We start from the raw sequence: 20,016 nt of genomic DNA, 5'->3' as shown, positions 1-20,016 counted from the left end.
ATTAATCACCTCCACAAGTTAATGACTTCATTTGTTGAAAGTTCACCTTTAGCTAATTTTTGAAGTAAATTTTCATTGTTACTTGTTACTGAATCAGATACATCTGCAGTTTCTGATTCAGCTATAGGTAACTCTTTATTAATCTCTCTGCCATGTTTTTCTTTGATATATGACGAAAGTTCTTTTACATTACTATAATCAAAGAGAACAGTTGTCCTTAGCACGATACCTAGTTTGTCATTGAGTGTGTTAATGACATTGACTCCCGAAATAGAATCAATCCCAAATGCTGAAAACGGCTTTTCAAGTTGGATGGTCTCTCCATTAACACCGAGTATTTCTTCTAAACTTTCGACAACTTTTCCGATGATATAATGATGTATTTCAATCTCACCAATCCTATCAATTTCATCCTCCTGATCGTGGATATCTGTGTTAGACGTCAAACCGATTATTGTCTGATTTTGTTCTTTTAATAGATCGCTATATTGCTCACAGATATATTCGACTAGTTCGTGAACCGTTTTGTAATCGAACAAGACCGTTGTTCTCATCACGATCCCTAACTGATCATTTAGATGGTTAATGAGGTCGACACCTGAGATTGAGTCAATTCCATAGGCTGAGAAATCTTTATCTAGTTGAATATCACTAGCGCTAATACCTAATTTTTCTTCCATACTTGCTCGGATAATTTGTTCAATGTACAGCGCTCTTTCGAATTGATCATTCTCATTCTTCTTGTCATTTACCAATTTAGATGCTAATAGGTTTAACTCCTCCACTTGATCAGATGCTACAGCTACATGTTGTGACGAATCTTCAATCATCCGAATTTCATTTATATTTTGTCTTATTAGACCATTACTCTTAGCAATCATAACGTTTTGGCCTAACCCTACCTCACCTAAAACTTGAAATTGTTCATATCCTATTTCCTTACATAAGCGTTCCCATGTAGATGGATGAATCAACGGTGAGTTTGGTAAACGGTTCTGACTGTCTTCATATAGCCACCAACCGTCTAGTAACCCAAATGTCAATGTAGCAAAATCATGTACTTGTGTTGTTTCATTAACGATTAACCAACCGTTTGTTTTAAGTAAGCTCTTTATATGGTGAAGCGTAGTTGATAAGTTACTTGTAGCATGTAGGACATTCGTTGCTAAGATGATGTCGTATTCTCCTAATGTAAATCCTTGTTCGATAACATCTTTTTCAACATCAAGTACTTTGAATTCCACGAAAGGATTATCCAGACCAAATCTGCGCTTACCATATTGAGTAAATCCAAAAGAGATATCACTATAGACGTATTCCAAGTGTTTACCATAAGAGCGAATCCCCTCAAAGACATGTGCGCTAGTCCCACCTGTTCCTGCACCAATTTCAAGAATTTTCACCTTTTGCTTACTGTTTAATTCTTTAAGCGTCTGCTGTAAATAAGTTTGAATGCTTTTGACAACTAACTGGTTATAATAGTCGGCCATCTTATTATTTCTATAAATATTTTCAACGAGTTCCATAGATGTGTTCGGGAACATAATGTCTGTTGCAGGAACACGTCCTGTTAGAATATCTGGATATCTTGTATAACATGTCCACAATAAATTAAGATGGGCTTGAATTTCAGGATACGTTGCAGCTAGTTCCTGTTTACGTCTCTCAAGTTGGCCGAGCGCTTCAATAATATCCGGTGCTGCTATTTTAGATGAAGAAATAAGGTCGTTACCTGATTTTTCAACAAAACCTAAGCGCTCCAGCATATCAATGCCCGCAGATAGCAAGCGTCGATACTTAGGAACAATTCCTAATCGTTTTTGCAGACCATCAATCGTATCTTGTTCTCCTGTTTGGGCCCATGCCCCTAATTGTTTAAAGGAATTTAATAATAGCAATCCCCCAAATGCGGCCAAATGTTCAAAGGCTTGTTTGATATGATGAGCATGACCAGGAGCCATCTTTGGCATCTCAGTTAGTTTGACTCCCCTTTTCAAATGGCTAGGTTGCTCCGGAAGCAGTATAACTGTACTCTTCGTATCAATGCCGAGTTGTTCTAATACACGCTTATCAGCTTTAAACGGGATCACTTGCTGTAAGCGATTTGACAAGACGCGAACGATCGCTTCCATTCCTTCCTCCGGTAAAATTGACTGAACTCCCTGCTGTGCTAAGCGTTTGTTATAATCCCCGGATGATACGATTCCAACAGTTCCCCAGTACCCCCAGTTAATAATACGTACAGGGTACGATTCCTTTTTCATTAAAGCTTGAGCAAATGCATCTTTAAACGTACAACCGGCAGCATAATTACTTTGTCCCGGATTACCCGAAAATGACTGAACAGAAGAGAAAAATAACATAAAGTCTAATGGTTCATTTTTCAGGACAAGGTGCAGAATGTAACTACCTTGCACTTTAGTATCCAGTGCTGCCCGTAAATCATCTTCAGTCATGTTGGCGATGATTTTATCACGTAACACAATGGCTGAATGAATTGCACCGTTTATCACGCCAAACTTCTCTTTTGCTTTATTAACGGCTTGCTGCATACTCTCAAGGTTAAGCGCGTCTGCTTGTAAATAGAGAACCTCAGAACCATTTTCTCTTATTTGATTAAGCTTCTCTTCACGCTCTTTATCTAGAGGGCTCCGTCCAATTAATACAAGATTCGCTTGAACCTGTTCAGAAATATAGCGGCTAAGCTCCATGCCAATACCGCCTGCACCACCTAGAATAAGATAACAGCCATTTCGTTTGAAAGGAGAGCTATTTGCAGGTGGAAGTTGAACAGATTCCAAGGCTTGTACATAGCGCCTACTTCGACGAATTGCAACCTCTTTTTCCTCTGTGTCAGCAGATTCTGTTGCTACAGCTCCTGCCAATTTTGAAAGAGCATTTGCTTCGTCAGGCATTATATCTCGTAAACTAAAATCTATTAGCTTCGTATTCCAGCTCGGGTATTCCTTGGCTAGAGATTTAGTAAAGCCATGTATACTAGCACTCTCTGGACGAACCTCATCTCCTGCATACACAGGGAAAATATCATTGGTTATCACTTTAAGTGTCAATGAGTGCATACCGCTTGGATGACGATTTAACTCCTTCACTAAACGGAAGAGTGAAAGAATGCCTGTTTGCTGACTTTTCTCAAGTACATGTAAATCTTCTACAGACGCATTTACTTGTACTCCTCCCATGAAGTAAATCAAATCTATTTTTTTCCACTCAGATAAGATGCGTCCAATCCCTCTATCATCAGCCGGATCAACCTCCCATACATTTGGAGAAAGCTTCTGCGTTTGTTCCCCAAATTGAATGCGATAGATCTGTGCATTTGGATGTTCTTCAACTAAAGCAGAATGTAATCCCGCTGTTTCTGCCGGGTGAATGAGAAGGACATGCTCGTCCTTTTTATTTACAGGATTTTCGCTACCTTTCTGCGGATTCTCAATCCAGCTTGGTTGATAATAAAAGTCCTGTTGAATTGCAGTTTTTTTCTTTGTCGGTACAAGTGTGACACCATGCAGTTTGATACAAACTTTCCCATTTAAATCTGTCAGAGACACATCATAGCGATAGTTACCCACATTCGTGACATACGCGTAGGACTGTGAATCTAACTTCCTGTAAAAGTCTATTTGATCAACTCCAAACGGTAATAATAACTGGTCACTTTCTAATAAACCAGAAATCGTATGCATAGCTGCATCGACCAGGCTTGGATGAAGCAGTTTGTCATTCAGCTCATGTACATAGGCCGGAGCTAGCTGCAAATAACCCAGTGCCTCTTTATCGTTACTCCAAACTGCCTCTACTGCTTGAAAATAAGGACCATAGTGCATCCCAATCGATGTTAACTGTTCATAAAGATCTTTTTTAGAAAAAGTAAGTCTACAGCGTTGTTTAATTTCCGTTACGGGTAATAATTGATGAAGCTTGGATTGCTCAGCTTTATTTAGTGGTATAAATTCTCCTCTAGCATGAACAATACTCTCATCATTTCCCTTACTTTTCACTTCATAATAATTTCTCTCATTATCTGAATGTACACTAACTTCTAACTCAACCGGCTTTTCCTTAACAGATAATGGTTTTAGCCAAAGCACATTAGATAACGTGACACCTTTGTAAAAGCCTGCACGTTGTATTCCCTCATAAGCGAGCTGCAGGAAGCCCACACCAGGGTATAGTTTTTCATCAGCTACTTGATGGTCGCGAACGATCGGGTCATTTTCAGAAACAGTTTGATGTAAAACGACATGCGGGCTATGATGAATCGTCGTTACAATGTTGCTTTCAATCTCCTGTGCATTTTGATGGATTAAAGGTGCATTTGGTATCCAACACCGTTGTAAATCAAATGGGTAAGTTGGTAACGGTAATCGCTGATATTCTTCACCAGCATATAGAGTTTCCCAAGCCAGGTTATACCCTTGTATATAGAAATCCGCTAATAAAGAGAGTTTTGCTCTGGCATCACTTTGCTGTAAAGGCTGTTTCACAAGTTGTACAAGCAACTCTTCCCCTTGTTGCTTCCTATCCTTATGGTGGTGTACAGGATTCTGCTCAAGATTATGTTGTCTGAAGTCGTTACACGTTCCATTTGAAAGCACAGCCGATAATTGTGCCTTTAGTTCCCAAAGAGTTGACGTCACAAATACAGCACGGACAGCAAAATGACTTCGGCCGATATGCAAGGTGTAGGCAAGATCTTGTATAACCAGGTCATCGTTTTCCTCTCGTTTTAAGAATTCATGGAGCTCTCGAATTTTACTTTGTAACGCCGACTCAGTTTTAGCCGAAAGAGTGATCAGATACCCGTGATTCGGCTTTGCCTTCCCTGATTTGACAGGCGGTGCTTCCTCGATCACCATATGCGCATTTGTACCACTAAATCCGAATGAGCTAATTGCCGACATACGCCGCTTTCCATTTTCATTTTGCCATTTCTTTAATGTTTTATTGACATAAAATGGTGTTTTTTCAAATGCAATGTGTTCATTTTCTTTCTCAATTAATAAGGTTGGTGCAATTTGCTTATTCTTAAGACTAAGTAAGATTTTTAACAAACCTGCAATTCCTGCTGCTGGTAAAGCGTGTCCGATGTTACTTTTTACTGATCCAATCGCACAATATTGGTTCTTTTGTGTATAGGCTTTAAAGGCATTCGTTAAAGCATCAATTTCAATTGGGTCGCCTAGCTTCGTACCTGTGCCATGAGCTTCTACATAACTAATATCAGCTGGATTGATTTGATATTTCTTATAGACTTCCAGTTCAAGGGCAGTTTGTGATGGTGCACTTGGGGCTGTAATGCCATTTGTTTTTCCGTCTTGGTTAATTCCTGAGCCCTTGATAACACCATATATATGATCGCCATCGGCTATTGCCTTCTTAATTGGCTTCAGTACAACAACACCTACACCTTCACTTGGAACAAAACCATTTGCACTATTATCAAATGCCTTGCACTGTCCTTCCGGTGACAACATGCCGGCCCGACTCGCTAAAACATGGACGCGCGGTGTATTAAGGATCGAGATACCTCCGGCTAACGCCATATCACTCGTACCTGATCTGATGCTTTCACAAGCTAAATGGACAGCTACTAAGGATGATGAGCAAGCTGTATTGATCGCTAAACTAGGGCCTTTTAAATTTAGAAAGTATGAAATACGAGCAGGCAGAATCGATTCATCATTCCCCATAAACTGGTAGGCACTAGGTGGTATGTCATGTTCTTTCATCATATCCATATAATCGCCTGAACCACATCCAACAAACACACCACACTTCTGATTCTGTAATGCCTGCTGAGAATAGCCTGCATCTTCTAATGCACGCCATGCTTCCATAAGGAAGAGACGCTGTTGCGGATCAATCATGTCGGCTTCTTTAGGTGAAATATTAAAGAATAGAGGATCAAATTGATCAATATCGGCTAATTGCCCCATCCACTTTGAATAACTCTTATCTGCTTGCCTGCGATCAGGACTATAAAAATCGTCCTCTTCCCATCTCTCGACTTGGTTTACAGTATTTTTACCATTCACAAGATTCTCCCAGAACTCATTTAGATTCTTTGCTCCAGGGAACTGTCCTGACATACCAACAATCGCAATTTCATCTAGAGCACTTGACTGATTATTTTCTGTCAGGTTTGAATTTGGATATTCAACTTGCTTATTTTGATTTATTGTTGTAAGTTGCTCAACATATTGTTCTCCTTCAATATGCAAGTCAGCATCTTCTTGCTGTATAACCTTTGATTCTATATTAGACAAAATCTGAAGTTGAACACTTGTCAGTTCATCAACAAATTCTTCTATTATATAATCAGCTAAAGCACGAATCGATACATAATTGAACAGATCTGTCGTACGCAGTGAAATAGCAAGATCAATATTAATACGATTAATAATTTCTACCGCTAATACAGAATCAACACCAAAGTCAGTAAATGCTGCATGATCATCAAACTCTTGTAAGTCTATTTGCAAAACCGCTACTAAAGCATTCGTGATGGTTTGCTCTACCTTTAAGACCAGGTCACTTGAATCAATTGAACCTTCTTTTACCTCTTCGGATTTTGCTAATTCTGTTTCTTCCCCTTTGAACGGAACTAAGGAAATATCAGCTGTTGGAACATTATTATGTTCATCCGGCAAGACTCTAACTTCGACACCAACCAATTTTGCAAAAACCTTCCCATATTCATCAACAAGGGCAATGTCAAATAGCATTGCTTGTTTCTGTTCAACATAGGCATAAACAACTGATGGCAATGTATTTAGATAGACCAGCTTCTCAACAGCAAAAGGTACAAGTGTATCCTTGTTACTGTTGTCAGGCCTTTTAATGCCTGATATTGTCTGTAAAGCACCGTCAAGTAGATTTGGCGGAAGAATAAAAGCATGCTGCTCTAATTGAACATTTTCAGGTAATTCCAGCTGGCCAAGTGCTTCTCTGTCGTTCCCCCACAGCTTTTTAATGACTTGGAAATAAGGACCATATTGTAAATTTATTGCACCAAAATGTTCATATATTTCTTTCCGTTCATACTGGTGTGTACTTGTTATCTTAACTTCTGAAGGAACAATATGGTTGAATAGATCTTTTTCTTGATTAGAGTCCATGACAATTACTTTTCCTGTCGCATGTGTAACAAATTGTTCGTTATGATTACTTTGGATATCAAAATGCCATGAATGTTCAAACTCCCTCAATATCAAACGAATCTCTAACGGTTCAAAATGGATAATGATTGGTTTCTTCCAAACAACCTCATGTAATTCATATGATTGTTTTGGATCGATTTCTTGACAAGCAGCTAATACCATTTCCAAATAGGCAGCACCCGGCAGCATCGCCTTTTCTTTTACCTGGTGATCATGAACAACCTGTAATTGTCGAGACAGCTTTTTTATGAAAACTAACCCATTCTCGCCCAAACTTAATTTTCGGTCAAGTTGATCGATTAACGGGTGAGAAATTGCATGAGTGCCATTGTTTTCTCGTGTCCCTTCAATCATTTCAATCCAGTAGCGTTCACGAGCGAATGGATAGCCAGGTAATGAAATTCTCCGCGCACCATTAGATGCATTCATTTGTGTCCAATCTATATCAACACCGTTTACCCACAAAAGAGCAAGCTTCTCTAATTTCCCTTTATGAACCCAGGTCTTAATCAGCTCTTGGCTATCCTCATCTTCGTCAAATAGCTGAATTCTTTCCTCTCCTTTTTTCACAGTTCCCTGGAGAAACTCCGGAATTTTTTGATCATTTACATACTGCTCAAGTTTTTCACGTAATTCGTCTGTACTGTTTACAATAAACGCAAGACGTTCTTCCATTGCTTCACGACCAACTTGTAATGTATGAACAATATCCATTAATAATGGCTCATTTTTTGAATGTTCAATATTAATAGTCTGATCATACTGATTAACGAGCACCTGTTTATTTATTTTCCACAAGTCATGCACTAATTCTTTTAAACTATTATTCTCATAGAATACATACGGTTGAACCTCAATTTGCAGCAATTGACTTAATGCTTGGGCTAACTGGGCAATCATCGCTTGGTCAAAGCCGTAGTCTGTCAGTTCTTCATCAAAAGCAATTTCCTGTACATCCACATTGATTACACGTGCTACTGCCTGGCGAATATCATGAATAAATGTTTGAGGCAGCGGAAAATCAACATTCTTCAGACGATTTTGTTTATTTAGAAAGTCAACCAACTTCTGAGCATAGCGCTTAAGACTTTTCTTATTTTTTGCTGACAACACGATGAGCTGCGGGTGAACTGCATTAGACTCATCACTTCTATGATTTGCTTGGGTTTCTGTCCACTCTTCTACAATTAAATGAGCATTAGAACCTCCTGCACCAAATGAACTTAAACCAGCAAGCCTTGGAGAATCTTCAGCTTTCCAATCGCTTAACTCTCTTTGTACATAAAAAGGTGAGGCAGCAAAATTAATATTTGGATTAAGGACATCGGTATGGATTGATGGAACTAATTGCTTATGTTTAAGCTGCAGCAGCAGTTTTGTTAATCCGGCAATACCTGCTGCAGATTCTAAGTGTCCAATGTTTGACTTCACAGATCCAATTGAACAAGACCCTTTTTCTTTGTTATACGGTTCAAGCGCCTTTTGTAATCCTGTGATTTCAATTGGATCGCCAAGAGCAGTTCCAGTTCCGTGAGTTTCAATATAACTGAGATGACGCGGGTCAATCGATGCTTCTTTAAACGCTTGAGCCAATAAATCTGCTTGTGCATTTGGATTCGGTACGGAGTAACCATTCGTTTTTCCACCATGATTGACGGTGCTTGATTTAATTACTCCATAAATTTGGTCGCCATCTTGGATAGCTTTACTAAGCGGTTTGAGTAATACAGCTCCAACACCTTCACCAGGCACATACCCATCTCCCCCTTCACCAAATGAACGGCATTTCCCATCAGTTGAAACGAATTTGCCTTGGCCAAGTAATAAATATTTATGAGGATGGATCGATACATTCACCCCTCCAGCAAAGGCAACTTCACTTTCGCCAAGTTGAATGCTTTTACAAGCCAAATGTATAGCTGTTAAGGAAGATGAACACATTGTATCCAATGCAATACTTGGGCCATGGAAATTAAAGAAATACGAAACACGATTTGCAATTGAAGCAAACGACGATGCGGGTATATCTTGACCTGTCATGTCCTGGTTAGCCCCAAACATCTGATAATGTGCATACATAGCCCCAACAAATACACCTACCCGGTACTTGTTTAATTGTTTTTTTGTATATCCGGCATCTTCCATCGTATGCCACACCGTCTGTAAAAACAGTCTTTCCTGAGGATCCATTTGCTTGGCTTCACGTGGAGAAATATTAAAGACTAATGGATCGAATTTATCCACATCGTCCATAAAGCCGCCCCACTTACTATAGGTTTTTCCTTTTTTCTGTTTATCGTAGTCAAAAAACTTAGTATGATCCCAACGATCAGCCGGTACTTCACTTATACAGTCTTTCCCCTCCTTTAAGTTATCCCATAGCTGGTCTATATTCTCAGCCATCGGATAGCGTCCGCTTAATCCGACAATTGCGATTTCTTCTCTGCTATATTTATGTCCCGAGTCATTCTGTTTACCATGTTCACCGATGAATCGTGAACGGTTTACCTCTTTATTCTTATACTGTTTTGTACTACTTGTCTCGAATGTATTAGTCGTCGACGGATTCCGTGAAACTGAATGGCTGAAAAGCTCCTGTACTTTTGACTGATGAGATGTCATAAAATAATCATGCAGCTCTTGGATTGTCTGGTATTCAAAAAACAACGTCTTTGATAATTCTCCAAAATCCTTCTCTAGGACACGAGTCATGTTCATCACCATTACTGAGTCAATTCCGTAATCTTCTAATTCTTCAGTTGCCGAGATCTGTGAAACAGATAATTTTGTTTCTTCTGAAAGAATCTTTTTAAGATAATTTTCAAGCGGCATCTTATATTGGTTATGATCTAAAATCGGCTTTACAGAAATGCCGGTCCCTACTTCTTGCTTTGATGAAATAAACAGTTTGTCTAACCCTGATGCATAACCTTCGACAACAATGAGTTGTGACTCAGAACTCATTAGGCCTTTTTCAAATACGGCAAGGCCATTTGGAGTACTTAAAGGTACAATTCCGGGCATTCTCTTCTCTAATAAATGTAAAACTTCAGGATTAACATGCATTCTTCCTTCACGCCACAGAGGCCAATTAATAGAAATTGTATGGGTTGGTCTATCTTCCCGTTTATGTTGATGAGCTAGTGCATCCAAAAATGCGTTTGCATATGCATAATCACTTTGACCCGGATTGCCGCGTTCTGAACTGAGTGAGGAAAAAAGGACAAAGAAATCTAATGCTTCGTAACGTGTAGCTTCATCTAACCAAATTGTCCCGTAAACCTTTGGACCAAGAACAGCATCCATATCAGCAGCGGTTTTCTTCAATACAAAGCCATCCCGTAACACGCCAGCACTGTGGATAATTCCGTTTATTCCTCCATGCCTTTCCTTAATATCTGATATTAGCTCTAAAACATCTTCACGATTCGAAACATCAGCTTGTCGATATTCTACATCTGCACCATACTGTTCAACCTCATGAAGCTGTGAACGTTTTTCAGCTGTTAGAGGCGAGCGTCCAGTAAGAATCATTCGAACCTTGCCATTCGTTTTTTCAGCTAAATACTTAGCAAATATAATTCCTAATCCTCCTGTGCCACCCGTAATTAAATAAGTGCGATTCTGCTTAATCGGTAAACGATCATTAGCTGCTGGTGAAACACCCTGATTACTTATTGTTTTTTGTATCCTTTTTACCCAACGCTTGCCTTCTGTTAGGCGAACTTCTGCTATTGTTTGATCGATACATGTTTCTTCTAGCCAATGATCAATCTTATGATTTGGATCTATGTCTGTGGCAACACTCTTACATCGAAACATAGGATTTTCCTCTGCCAATGTTTTGAGCCAGCCACTGTTTGCAGCATAAAGTGATTGTCCTTCCTGCTCATAATAGATATACGTTATATCTACTGTTTGCTTAAGTTTATGAGTCATGATTGCTTGAGCAATATAAAGCAGTGAATACACACTATAATCTAACCTTGCCTTTATTCCTTCCTTACTATAATCATCCTTAGCTTGTGACCATACATGAATGATGTTATTTGGCTTGAATCCGTTAGTAATCAAGTGATTAAACAAGTTTAAGTAATCCTTTTTAGAAGAAGGATTAACATAATATATTTCATCTCCCTGTACATCAAAGGCATTTCCTGGTTGTACGAGTCGCACCCTTGCTTCGAAAGCTTCTTTTTCCAACTTAGATTTTAATTTCTGAAATATCCTTTCATCCGGGGCAAACAGTAAGATATCACCTTTTAGTTGAATACCTGGTGAAGATACTTGAGGTTGTTCTTCCCAACTCAAATAAAAAGTACCGACTTGTGTTTCTGACTTTCTGTGAAAGGATAGGCTTTGACGTATAGTAAAATTCTCTATAATAGCTAATACCCTTCCAACTTGATCTGTAATAACAATCTTAAACTCACGTTCATGATCGTTTATGTTTTTTCCTTTCTCTTCTTTCACATGAACATAGCGTGCATCTTGAATCGAATCATAAATAACTAACGATTCCATACCATAGGGTAAATAAGTCTTGTTTCCCTTTTCTTCAAGTAGTCCCAATATGGATTGAAAAGCACCATCTAATAAACTTGGATGTAACATATAAGATTTTGCACCGTTTTGTACCTTGTCAGACAACTCTATTTCTGATAAAGCCTCGTCATTCGAAAAGCGGAGATTAATCAATGATTGAAAACTTTCACCATAATCAAAACCATTTAATTTAAAACGCTGATAACAAGCTTCTCTCTGCCACTCGGTTTGGCACCTGGAACGAATTGTTTCCAGTTCAATTGTATCTGCACCCTTGTTGTTCTCTTCATAATGGACCTCACCATGCGCATGAATGGTTCTTTCACCTCGGTGCTTTTCTGTCCATACTTCAAAAGCTGCATATGCTTGTTGCGGGTACAAGCTAATCGATACCGGCTGTAGCTCTTGATCCTGTTGCACAACAATTGGAGATTCCCAAATTACATTTTTGATTTGCTTCACAGGCTTGTTATATGAAAGCTCACCTGCAGCACGTGCCATTTCTATGTAAACAACTCCCGGTAATACTTGATTATTATGGACGTGATGGTCTGCAAGATAAAATTCTTGTCCAGTTAATGTTAACGTGAACCTTTGTTCCTCAAAAGTTGATGTATTTTGTTGCAATAAAGGATGAAGTCCTTTAACCACTTCTTTCTTAATACTATGTTTATCACCGCTAGTTGCAATCCAATAGCGTTCACGTGTAAAAGGATAAACCGGTAGTGGAACCCGCTTAGGTTGACGGGGGTCATGCAGTTTTTTCCAAGGAATTTGATCAACACCAGCTTGCCAAAATTGTGCTAATTTAGTCCAGTCACCTCTCTGAATCACTGTTTCCATAAACTGAAGCCCTGTTTCACCTTCAAGGATATGATCTAATTCACTCTGTTTTTGATTACCAAAGTACATTCCATCGATCGCTGAAGCACCTTTTACATAGAGTGTAAGCTTTTCAATTAATTCATCAAAATCACTTACAACTAGTGCCAAGCGTTCAGCTAAACCTTCACGCCCGGCTTGTAATGTATAGGCTACATCGGATAGTACAAGCTCCCTTTTTTCCCTGTTTAAGTATTCAATCAATCGATTGGCATAGTTCCTAAGACGTTCCTGATTACGAGCAGATAAAACGATCAACTGTTTACTAGAAGGAACTGGCTCCGTGTTTGTATTTACCCACTCTTGAATAATTAGATGAGCATTAGCACCACCCGCACCAAATGAACTGATACCTGCTATTCGCGGTAACTTTTTTTCAATATCTTTCTCTAAACTTACTGGTTCCTTCCAATCCCTCAGATCTCGCTGAACATAGAAGGGTGTACTAGCAAAATCAATATTCGGATTCAGTGTCTCTGCATGTAGTGAGGGTACTAACTTTTTGTGTTTCATTTGAAGTAAGATCTTTGTTAAACCTGCTATCCCTGCTGCGGATTCTAAATGACCAATATTAGATTTGATCGAACCAATCGCACACTGATTCTGCTCACGATTATTATTACCAAATGCCTTCACTAAGCCGGTGATTTCTATCGGGTCACCAAGTGCAGTGCCTGTTCCGTGTGCCTCAATATAACTAACCTCTCTTGGATCGACCTCAGCCTGGTTTAAAGCTTGTTTGATTAATTCCGCTTGCATTTGAGGATTAGGAACTGTATATCCATTCGTCTTTCCACCATGGTTTAATGAACTGCCTTTGATAACTCCGTAGATGTAGTCTCCATCTTCTTGAGCTTTGCCAAGTGGTTTAAGTAAAACCGCTCCTACTCCTTCTCCTGGTACATAGCCATCTCCGCCTTCGCCAAAACTACGGCAACGGCCATCAGTAGAAGCGAATTTCCCCTGACTTAAAAATAGATACTTACTCGGATGAATGGATACATTTACCCCTCCGGCTAATGCAACATCACTTTCCCCTTTTCGAATACTGTCACAAGCTAGGTGAATGGCTGTAAGTGAAGATGAACACATCGTATCCAAAGCCATACTCGGCCCGTGGAAATTCATGTAATAGGATACTCGATTTGCTATTGAAGCATAGGACGAACTTGGTGCCACCTGATTACCCTTTAGTCCTTCCTCCACACCCAGCATTTGGTACTGACCGTACATTACCCCAACGAACACCCCTACTTTATCCGTACCCAAGCTATATCTTGTATAGCCAGCGTCCTCTAGAGTATGCCATGCTGTTTCTAAGAAGAGTCGTTCCTGAGGATCCATCAGCTCTGCTTCTTTAGGTGATATATTAAAGAATAAAGGATCAAAGCAATCGACATCGTCCATAAATCCGCCCCATTTGGTATAGATCGAACCCTTTTTATTCTTATCTGGATCGAAACCATCACGCCAATTCCAGCGCTCCGTTGGCACTTCTCGAATACAATCCTTGCCTTGCTTTATGTTTTCCCAGAATTCAGTTAGGTCATTAGCTTGTGGATATCTTCCACTGAGCCCGACAATCGCAATGGGTTCGTATGTATCAACTTGAGTTGTTCGAGATCTTTCACGACGTTTTCTGCTACGGTTCCTTCTAGAGCGCGAGGTAGTTAATCGGCTGTTCTTATTTTTTCCAGTTGGTGTTGTTATGAACTGGTCAATATTTTGACTTTGTTTGCTTTCTAGTTTTGTTACCTTTAAAATTTTTAGCAGTTCTTCTTTATAAGTGGTAACGAAATAGTTTGCCAGTTCAGCAATCGTCTGATATTCAAAAAAGAGCGTTTTGGAAACCCTCCCAAAATCCTGTTCCAACTGGCGTGTTAATGCAACTAAAAGAACCGAATCAATCCCATAATCTTCAAGCGCTGAATGACTCTTAATTTTAGAGACTGGGACTTTTATTTCATCTGCTAGAATTTGTTTGAGGTATTCTTCTGTTTTGAGTTGCAATTCTTGATCACTTGCGCCTTGTGTACTGTCGTTTTCCTTTGTCACATGTTTCCCCGCCTTTCTACTCAATATATTTTCTCGACTGCCTGAAAGGATAACTAGCTGGGATAAGCCGCTCGTTACTGCAGTTTCAAATCCGGCCGTCCCATCTGATTTAGATAGTGGATCGAGCCCCATTACTTTCTTCATCCACTCTTGTGTACGCTTATCAACTGTCATCCCACCGTCTTGCCATAATGGCCAGTTAACGGAAACGGTAACTCCATGTCTTTCCCCAGCCTTAACTTGTTTTGTTCTTTTGGTCGCAAAAGCATCTAAATACCTGTTTGCATAAGCATAATCGACTTGCCCGGCATTACCTATCAACGAGATCAGTGAAGAAAATAGAACAAACATCTCAAGCTTTTCAGACTTTAACGCTTCATCTAACCTTTTTGTTCCATCTATTTTTGCTGTTAAAACGTCAGTGAATGCCTGTTGATTCTTCGACTGCAGAAACCCGTCGCGAAGACAACCGGCCATATGAATGACACCATGAATCCGGCCGTATCGACTTTTAATATCGTCTATTAATTTGTTACTATCTTCCTCTTTCGTAATATCAGCTTGATAATAGACAACATTTGAACCAAAACGACTTAGCTCTTCTAATTTTCCTTCCTTACCTTTACACAATGCAGACCGACCTACAAGGATGATATTAGCTTGTGTTTGATTAACAATATGTTCTGCCATCAATAGACCCAAGCCACCTGCTCCGCCTGTCAGGATATAAACACCGTTAGTTCGCCATATCGAAGACTTGCTGCCCTGATTCTTCAAGTTTTCCCACTGTTGAATACGGCGCACCTGCCTGACCTGATCTTGATAGCTTACTTCTATTACATCCTCTTCTTGAACAGATGCTTCTGCCATGATGGTATCAATTATCAAATCGAGGTTCTTATCTACAGCTACTATTTTTGCTTTTACCTGCGGCTTTTCAGCATGTAAGGAGTGGAAAAATCCAGCCATTGCTTCCTGTTCACATGTATCTCCATGATTCTCATAAACATATAGCCAATCCAAGGCTTCCATGCCATGAAAGAGCAGTGCTTTTACTAAAAAGAATGTAATATAAACATCATGGCTCTTTTCCGATTGGCGGTCCGAAATTTGAATAATCTTATCAGGACAAATGCCTTCTTTCTTCCATGAAGCTACCAATTGATGATAATCATCAGCACGATTCTGACTCACTTCATAATTATTAGATGAGTGGACTTGAAATTGATGACCAACCCTAACGTTTATGACGTGATACCCTGTATCTTTTACGTTTTGAGCATACTGATTGTCAGCACCAAATAGCACCAATGTTTGCTTCTTCACATCATTCACATGTTCCGGCAATGGTTCATTTATCAATAAAGGGCGATAATAATAGACATGCGATTGTTCAGTATGATGACTATTCATGAACGACCACCCCCCTGGCAGATCCAATGGCTTGAATCGTAAAATCACTTAACACAACAAGTAATGTTCCGCTAGAGTCATAAAGATAGACATCAAAAACCTTTTGGTTATCCTCTTCTTCAATTAGGAGGATGTGAACAAAAACACTTGTTGTAAGCGGATGTAGTTGTTCTACTTCACCTACTTCAATTGGAAGAAATAAATTGTAATTTTGTAACAATGACTCATCGATAAACCCGATTACTGTCTGTAAAGCACCATCCAGCAATATAGGATGAATAGAAAATCTCTCAAAATCTGCTAAAACTGCTTCTGGTATTTCTAAATAAGATAAAACTTCATTTTGATCTCTATTAAGATATAACCTCTCTAATGACTGAAAGTGTGGGCCATAGCGTAAACCAAGCTTTTCAAATCGTTTATAGACTTCTTCCTTATCTATTAGTTGGCTAAAATCCTCTTTCAAATCATCAAGGTTGATTATTTCATTCTCTTCATCTAGATCCTCCTTCGCGTAGAGAAGACAACCTTCACAATGAATGACTATTTGTTCCTTTTCAAGAGTATAAATTTGAAATTCTATTCTATCCTCTTGATGATAAAGTTCAATCTGAACTTCTATTGGATGATCATCGACTTTTAATGGACGCAGGAAAAAGATATCTTGTATAAAGAAAATCTTTTCTTCCCCAGCTAACTCGCCTGCTGCCTTAGCCATTTCAATAAAACAAGCACCTGGAAAGACTTTCTCACCGTTTACCACATGTCCAGTTAAAAAGTGATCATATGGATACAACACAGATGTATAACGCTGATTTGCAAATGTTGAAATATTTTGTGTTAACAATGGATGCAGTTCGCCGGGAGCAATTGAGTCTTGACTGACGTTAAACATTTTATTTACTGAATCACCCTTCTCATTGACCCAATAGCGCATCCGTTCAAATGGGTATGACGGCAGTGAAACAACATAACAATTCATAGTGTGATATAGTATGTCAAAATTGATCACTTCACCTTGAACAAAAAGACCCGCTAATTTAGTCAAATGTGACCTTACTTCCGTTCGTGAAAGTCCTTTTTCGGCCAGCTCTTTTAATAGCTGGTCACTTGAACCTATAAAATCGTTAGGAAAGTCGATAACACGAGCTTCCCGTAGAGAATCCAGTAACTCCTGCTTATCTTTAACAACCCATACCCTACGTTCCTCAAAATGACTGCGACGTGAACTTAAGGTGTAGCATATATCCAGAAGGGAGACATCCTGCCCCTCCCCCTCAAGCCAATTAGCTAAATCACTAATTTTCGTATCAAGAGCCGTTGTCGTTTTAGCTGATATAGGAACCAAATAATAGGGCATTAGTGGTCTGTCAATTGATCGATAATGGTTGATTGATTCCTCCAAAACAATATGAGCATTTGTTCCACTGAAACCAAACGAACTTGCAGCAGCACGTCTTGATTGACCGGGCTCCACTTCCCACTGACGCAGCTTGTTGTTCACAAAAAACGGACTTGTATCAAAATCGATATATTCGTTTGGTGTATTGAAATTGAGTGTGGCAGGAAGTTGTCGATATTTAAAAGCCATAAGTAGCTTTATGAGACTCGACACACCTGCTGCTGCAGCTGTATGACCAATATTTGTCTTAACCGAACCTATCCCGCAAAATTGTTTTTTATCTGTATATCGACGGAAAGTATTAGTCAGTGCATTCCATTCAATAGGGTCACCTAGTTTCGTTCCCGTTCCATGTGCTTCAATATACTGAATTGTTTCCGGGTGAATATTAAACTCATCATAGACGGCCTGTTGTACTTCTGTTTGAGCAATTGAACTTGGCGCAGTAATTCCGTTGGTTTTTCCATCTTGATTTATTTTCGATCCCTTTATAACTCCATATATTTGATCGCCATCACGCCGTGCAGCTTCAAACGGCTTAAGTACAAGTGCTCCTGCTGCTTCACCTGGAACAAATCCATCTGCATCATCGTCAAATGTCTTACACTGCCCATTAGGCGAAAGCATGCCGCCACTTGATGCCACTTTAATAAATCCCGGGGTAGTATAAATAAAAACACCACCAGCAAGAGCTAACTCACATTCGCCGGTGAGCAAACTCTGGCATGCCATATGAACCGCCACCAATGAAGATGAGCACGCTGTATCAATTGCAATAGCCGGCCCTTTTAAATTTAAGTGATAAGATATTCTTGCCGCTAAAATCGAGCTCTCGTTACCCCAGAATGATTGGGCGCGAGTCGGCATGTTAGCTTCTTGCATTTTGGCCACATAATCTCCTTTAGCAACGCCAACATAGACACCGCACCTCCTGTTTGAGATCTTTTCAGTTGCATAACCAGCATCTTCTAAGGCACGCCAGCTTTCTTCAAGAAATACTCGCTGCTGCGGATCCATTTGTTCTGCTTCATGACCGGATATATTAAAAAATAATGAATCAAACAAATCTATATCCTTCATAAACCCGCCCCAATTATTACTCGTCTTATCCCATTTCTCATGATCTGGATCAAAATGCAAAGTATTGTCCCAACGCTCTTTTGGAATATCGACAATAGAACTCTTGCCATTCACAAGATTTTCCCAATATTGTTCAACATTTTCCGCATCGGCAAAGCGGCCGGAAATTCCAATGATGGCAATATCATTTGATGACGAGGTAGAGGGTGCTTTTTCATATTTCGATTCCTGTTGCCTTGTTGGTTTCTTTTCTGCATCATCCGATTGAATCCAAGGAAACAACAGTGGTTCAACTGGCGAAACTTCCTTTTGTTTGCGTTCAGCGGAAATGTTCTCCGCATATGGGAAGTTCACAACCACCCGTCCAATCGTACTCCGATCATATTTCACTTCATAGGCCTCTTTGATTTTTGTGAAAGGTAAAATTTTTGCCACAATTGGTTTGACGATCCCCTTTTCTAAACAAGCTGCCATGATATCAAGGTAATAACATCGCATTTCAGGATGATCATTTAAAAACTTCTTTACATTAAAGCTGAACAGGGTTTGGTTATTAACCATATTGGATAGATCGAGTCTACCAGACGCCTGTAAGCCAAACACCGCAATCTCAACATAACGGCCTTCTGGAGCTAAACTATTTAGACCTTTTTGAATGCCTTCACCAGCAGTCGTATTGATGACAACATCGACACCGAGTCCACCTGTCATCTCTAATAGTCTTTGTTCCAAATCATCTTGTTGGTAATTGATAAGATTTGTAATACCAAGTCGCCGTAAATACTCCAGCTTTGAATGTGAGCCTGCTGAGGCATAGATTTCAGCGCCGATATGTTGAGCTAACTGGACAGCCACTAATCCATTGGTACCTGTTGCAGTTGGGATGAATATCTTATCTCCGGCTTTAACTTGTGCTCTCTCAAACGCCATATACATCGATAAAAAAGCTGCCGGAAAACCACATGCTTCCTCATGTGTCAGTTTGTCAGGTTTTCGTACAACCAAATTCTCATCGGTTATCACTAACGTAGCCTGCCCTCCACATTCAAGACGCATCACCCCGATAACCTCATCGCCTACCTTTACCCGTGTAACATTCTTTCCAATTCTCCTGATCACCCCGGAAACTTCAACTCCCGGAGTGAACGGATAATCAGGCATCATAGGATACAACCCTTTGATAAGCAAAAAATCGGAGAAGTTAATTGGGAATGCTTTAACAAGTATTTGAACCTCATTTGGACCTGGCTCTTGATCAAGGATCGAACGAACTTGTATATCTTGATGAGTCCCGGGCTTATTGAGTATAATCGCTTGAAACCGTTCCTCAAGCTCATTTGAAATATCTTCAGAGTCCTCTGATAGCATCTTGACTAGAAGCTTTGCACCCTCTTCTTTAGATATGGTTTGGTTTTTAATCAACTTTAAAATCTTCATCCTTATTTGCTTATCATTCAC

Annotated in this window: 2 protein-coding genes; both read right to left on the bottom strand. The window is 39.6% G+C overall.

What is annotated here, in order from left to right:
- Window positions 1–5: 5 nt before the first annotated feature.
- Window positions 6–16,076 (bottom strand): SDR family NAD(P)-dependent oxidoreductase, encoded by a 16,071-nt coding sequence (locus tag AC4GZ8_RS06080; protein ID WP_491080928.1) that lies wholly within the window; start codon window positions 16,074–16,076, stop codon window positions 6–8.
- Window positions 16,069–20,016 (bottom strand): beta-ketoacyl synthase N-terminal-like domain-containing protein, encoded by a 3,948-nt coding sequence (locus AC4GZ8_RS06075; RefSeq protein ID WP_491080927.1) that lies wholly within the window; start codon window positions 20,014–20,016, stop codon window positions 16,069–16,071. The genes AC4GZ8_RS06080 and AC4GZ8_RS06075 overlap by 8 nt, the downstream gene beginning before the upstream one ends.

The organism is Metabacillus sp. RB-C-LZQ-3-1, from assembly GCF_058315175.1.
The sequence above is the reverse complement of the archived record's forward strand: the minus strand, read 5'-3'. Positions and strand labels throughout refer to the sequence as shown.